This is a genomic window from Micromonospora sp., assembly GCF_048594385.1.
GTDB lineage: Bacteria > Actinomycetota > Actinomycetes > Mycobacteriales > Micromonosporaceae > Micromonospora > Micromonospora wenchangensis.
In genome coordinates, this window is sequence record NZ_JBMDWU010000530.1 from 1 (window position 1) to 4,210 (window position 4,210).

Annotated in this window: 4 protein-coding genes and 1 pseudogene; 1 reads left to right on the forward strand and 4 read right to left on the reverse strand. The window is 73.3% G+C overall.

Annotation, left to right across the window (positions count from 1 at the left end):
* A partial coding sequence (gene acnA, locus ACOJTC_RS27955; RefSeq protein ID WP_420119123.1) for an aconitate hydratase AcnA occupies window positions 1-1,925 on the forward strand: 1,925 nt, incomplete at its 5' end.
* Between the two features lie 75 nt (window positions 1,926-2,000).
* On the opposite strand, the gene ACOJTC_RS27960 is transcribed toward acnA, so the two are convergent.
* The 4 genes and pseudogenes from ACOJTC_RS27960 to ACOJTC_RS27975 all read right to left on the reverse strand — a co-directional run.
* The gene (locus tag ACOJTC_RS27960; RefSeq protein WP_204926120.1) at window positions 2,001-2,609 is read right to left on the reverse strand and encodes a GTP-binding protein; all 609 of its coding nucleotides are present in this window, start codon (window positions 2,607-2,609) and stop codon (window positions 2,001-2,003) included.
* Window positions 2,590-2,976, reverse strand: coding sequence for a DUF742 domain-containing protein (locus ACOJTC_RS27965; RefSeq protein ID WP_420119124.1), 387 nt, complete (start codon window positions 2,974-2,976; stop codon window positions 2,590-2,592). Before ACOJTC_RS27965 ends, ACOJTC_RS27960 begins: the two co-directional genes overlap by 20 nt.
* 5 nt (window positions 2,977-2,981) lie before the next feature.
* Window positions 2,982-3,404, reverse strand: coding sequence for a roadblock/LC7 domain-containing protein (locus ACOJTC_RS27970; RefSeq protein ID WP_204926119.1), 423 nt, complete (start codon window positions 3,402-3,404; stop codon window positions 2,982-2,984).
* Window positions 3,405-3,480: 76 nt separating this feature from the next.
* Window positions 3,481-4,210: pseudogene (locus ACOJTC_RS27975) on the reverse strand (hypothetical protein); the annotation flags it as partial.

A 4,210-nucleotide genomic window follows, 5' to 3' on the forward strand; every position in this document is an offset into this window, starting at 1 on the left:
CCGTCGCGATCTTCCCGATCGACGCCGAGACCGTCCGCTACCTGGAACTGACCGGCCGGGACGCCTCCCAGGTGGCGCTGGTCGAGGCGTACGCCAAGGAGCAGGGGCTCTGGCACGACCCGGAGCGTGAGCCGGCGTACTCCGAGCGCCTGGAGCTGGACCTGGGCACCATCGAGCCGTCCCTGGCCGGGCCGAAGCGCCCGCAGGACCGGGTGCCGCTCGGGGTCGCCAAGACGCTGTTCCGCTCGGCGCTGACCGACTACGTCGCCGACGACTCCGCCGGTGAGCGCGACCTCAAGCCCGGCGTGGCCCGCGAGCAGCTCCCCCGGGGCGCGAACGGCCCGGCCGACGAGGCCAGCGCCGAGTCGTTCCCGGCCAGCGACCCGCCCGCCAACGACTTCAGCGACCCCGCCGACGAGCCGCGCGACCTGGAGACCGCCGCCGTCGGCGCCGGGGGCCGGGCCAGCAACCCGGTCCGGGTCACCGGCAGCGACGGCGTGGAGTACGAGCTGGACCACGGCGCGGTCGTGATCGCCGCGATCACCTCCTGCACCAACACCTCCAACCCGCAGGTGATGATCGGTGCCGCGCTGCTGGCCCGCAACGCCGTCGACAAGGGCCTGAGCCGCAAGCCGTGGGTCAAGACCACGCTGGCGCCCGGCTCCAAGGTCGTCATGGACTACTACGAGCGGGCCGGTCTCACGCCGTACCTCGACAAGCTCGGCTTCAACCTGGTCGGCTACGGCTGCACCACCTGCATCGGCAACTCCGGCCCGCTGCCGGAGGAGGTCTCCGCCGCCGTCAACTCCGGCGACCTGGCCGTCGTGTCGGTGCTGTCCGGCAACCGGAACTTCGAGGGCCGGATCAACCCGGACGTCAAGATGAACTACCTGGCCTCCCCGCCGCTGGTGGTGGCGTACGCGCTGGCCGGCACGATGGACATCGACCTGGCCAACGAGCCGCTCGGCGAGGACACCGAGGGCAACCCGGTGTTCCTGCGCGACATCTGGCCCAACACCGCCGAGATCCAGGACGTCATCGCCCAGGCGATCGGCGCGACCGGGTTCAGCGCCGCCTACGCCGACGTGTTCGCCGGTGACGAGCGCTGGCAGTCGCTGCCCACCCCGACCGGCGACACCTTCGCCTGGGCCGACGACTCCACCTACGTCCGCAAGCCCCCGTACTTCGAGGGGATGCAGCAGGAGCCCAGCCCGGTCGTCGACATCGCCGACGCCCGGGTGCTGGCCAAGCTGGGCGACTCGGTCACCACCGACCACATCTCCCCGGCCGGCGCGATCAAGGCCGACTCCCCCGCCGGCCGGTACCTCGCCGAGCACGGCGTGCCGCGCCACGAGTTCAACTCGTACGGCTCCCGCCGGGGCAACCACGAGGTGATGATCCGGGGCACCTTCGCCAACATCCGGCTGCGTAACCAGCTCGTCCCCGGCGTGGAGGGTGGCTTCACCGTCAACCACCTGACCGGCGAGCAGACCTCCATCTACGACGCCTCCACCGCCTACCAGGAGGCCGGCGTGCCGCTGGTCATCCTGGCCGGCAAGGAGTACGGCTCCGGCTCGTCGCGGGACTGGGCGGCCAAGGGGACCATGCTGCTCGGCGTCCGGGCGGTCATCGCCGAGTCCTACGAGCGCATCCACCGGTCCAACCTGATCGGCATGGGTGTGCTGCCGTTGCAGTTCCCGGTGGACACCACCGCCGAGTCGCTCGGCCTCACCGGCACGGAGACCTTCTCCATCACCGGGGTGACCGCGCTCGACGACGGCGACACCCCGCGTACGGTGCGGGTCAGCACCGACACCGGCGTGGAGTTCGACGCGGTGGTCCGGATCGACACCCCGGGCGAGGCGGACTACTACCGCCACGGCGGCATCCTCCAGTACGTGCTGCGCCGCATGATCGCGAGCTGACGTACCCCGTGCACGGAACGGGCCCCCTCCGCCGGCGGAGGGGGCCCGTCGCGTCGGCGCGCGGTGCGGTCGTGCTCAGCCGCCGGCAGCCCGGCGGCGGGCCTCGCGGGTCTTCATGGCGTGCTCCAGCAGCGTGATCAGCACGTTGCGGCCGGACTCCCGCTGCCGGGCGTCGCAGAGCAGCAACGGCACCTCCGGGTCCAGGTCCAGCGCCGCGCGGATCTCGTCGACGCCGAACCGGCGGGCGCCCTCGAAGCAGTTCACCGCCACCACGAACGGGGTACCCCGCCCCTCGAAGTAGTCGATGGACGGGAAACAGTCGGCCAACCGTCGGGTGTCGGCCAGCACCACCGCTCCGAGCGCCCCCACCGCCAACTCGTCCCACAGGAACCAGAACCGGTCCTGCCCGGGGGTGCCGAAGACGTAGAGCACCAGGTCGTTGCTGATGGTGATCCGGCCGAAGTCCATCGCCACCGTGGTGGTGCTCTTGCGTTCCACACCGGACAGGTCGTCGACGCCGATGCCGGTCTCTGTCAGCACCTCCTCGGTCCGCAGTGGACGGCTCTCGCTGACCGCCCCGACCAGGGTCGTCTTGCCGGCCCCGAAACCGCCCGCCACCAGAACCTTGAGCGCGGTGGGCAGCACCCGCGCCCCCGCCGGACGTTCAGAGTGCCCGTAGTCCATTGATCACCGCCTCGTAGATGCTCTCGTCGTTGACACCGGCCGGCTCCCGGGGTTCCTGTACCCGGACCAGGTCCCGCGCCACCAGGTCACCGAGGAGCACCCGTACGGTGCCCACCGGCAGGTCCAGTCGGGCGGCGATCTCGGCCACCGACTGCATGCGTTGGGTCAGCGCCACGATCGCCACGTGCTCCGGCCCCAGCCCGGCCTCCTCGACCGCGTTCGTCCGGGTCGCCGTGACCAGCGAGATCAGGTCGAAGGAGCCGGTGACCGGGCGGGCCCGGCCCCGGGTGACCGCGTACGGACGGACCACCGGGCCCGCGTGCTCGTCGACCCACTGTTCGTCCACGGGGTCGCCGTCACCGGCCATCGCGGTCAGTTCCCGCCGGACGGCTGATCGACGCCCCGGGCCGGGGACGCCACGTACTTGCCCACCCGGGCGACGAGCATCGCCATCTCGTACGCGATCAGGCCGACATCGGCGTCCGTGCCGGCCAGCACCGCCAGGCAGGCGTTGGGCCCGGCCGCGGTGACGAACAGGAACGAGGACTCCATCTCGATGATGGTCTGCTGGACCTGCCCGCCGCCGAAACGCTTGCCGGCGCCCCGGGCCAGGCTCTGGATGCCGGCGGCCATCGCGGCGAGGTGTTCGCCGTCGTCCCGTCCCATCCCCCCGGACGCGGCCATCAGCAGGCCGTCCGTGGAGAGCGCGACGGCGTGCTCAGCCTGCTTGACCCGGCTGACCAGATCGTCGAGCAACCACGTCAGGTCGGCACCGGATGCCGTCGTCTGCCCCACTCGTCGTCCTCTTCCCCGGCGCGTACGCCGTGCTCGTTGCCGTCCCGTCGGCGGCGTCGCATCCGTCGCGACGCCGTCAGCCCGCCGGGTTGTCCGCAGCGTCCGGCCGGTCGCCGGCGCGGGTGCCCTCCAGCAGCCGGGCCGCGTCGCTGCGACCGCGTCGGGTGCCCGACTGGTAGGCGCTCATCAGTTGGCGTATCTGCTCGGGAGCACGCCGCGGGGTGCCTGCGGCCGCGGTCTCCCCGGCGCTCGGCGAGGCCCGCAGCCCGGGTGCCAGGTTCGCCTGGCGCACCCGCACCGGCAGTCCCGCGTCGGTCACCGGCCCTTCCACAGTAGGCGACGGCGGGTCGACACCGTCGTCCGCCGTCCGCCCGTCCCCGGTCGCCCGGGCGGCCGGGTGGGAGCCGCCCGACCGGCGCGTGGCCGGGTCGGTGTCGACCGGTCCGGCGTCGTCGACAGTGCCGGTATCGACCGGACCCGTGTCCACCGAACCCGTGTCGACCAGGCCCGCGTCCACCGGGCCGGCGGTCGCCGGGGCGGGTCCGGGATCGGCCGACGTGGCCGTCCACCGCCCGCCGGGTGGGGGCGCGTCGGTGGCCGCAGGCTCCGGGGTGGACGGTCGGAAACCGGTGACCGGCAGGCCGGTCGGGACGGTCGGCCCGTGCAGCGCGTCACTGACCGGTGGCGGGGCGGCGGCCGGGCCCGGCGGGCGCGGGGGCCGCTTGCGGGAGCGGGCGGGCAGCCCGGCCGGGGTCACCGCGCCCGACGGCGGGACAGCCCACGGGGCCGCCGACGTGGTCGTACCG

Coding starts and splice junctions, on each gene's coding strand:
- ACOJTC_RS27965 (WP_420119124.1), bottom strand. CDS start 2,976: ATGGCCGGTGACGGCGACCCCGTGGACGAACAGTGGGTCGACGAGCAC.
- ACOJTC_RS27960 (WP_204926120.1), bottom strand. CDS start 2,609: ATGGACTACGGGCACTCTGAACGTCCGGCGGGGGCGCGGGTGCTGCCC.